The 357-nt window shown below is 55.2% G+C and carries 1 protein-coding gene; it reads left to right on the forward strand.

What is annotated here, in order from left to right:
- On the forward strand, window positions 1–357 hold a 357-nt coding region (locus B3O33_RS07200), incomplete at both ends, for a gamma-glutamyltransferase (protein WP_349676306.1).

Consider the following 357-nt stretch of genomic DNA (forward strand, 5'->3'; position numbering starts at 1 on the left):
GTGATCGTTCCACTTAGCGTTGCTCAAAACCAAAGCGGACAAGCAGCGATTGCTTCGGCTCACCCGCTGGCAACTGAAGCCGGATTTGAAATTCTGCAACAAGGGGGGAACGCCTTTGATGCCGCCGTTGCTGTCAGTGCTGCTCTAGCGGTAGTGGAACCCGCCGGTTCAGGTCTCGGTGGTGGCGGTTTCTGGTTATTACATCGGGATGCTGACCAGCATCAGATCATGCTCGACAGTCGTGAAACCGCTCCTGCCAATGCCCATCGAGATATGTATCTGGATGACAATGGTGAAGTGGTACGCGACTTATCTTTAAACGGACCATTGGCTGCGGCCATACCCGGCACCCCAGCC

Source organism: Methylophaga sp. UBA1464 (assembly GCF_002325665.1).
Lineage (GTDB): Bacteria > Pseudomonadota > Gammaproteobacteria > Nitrosococcales > Methylophagaceae > Methylophaga.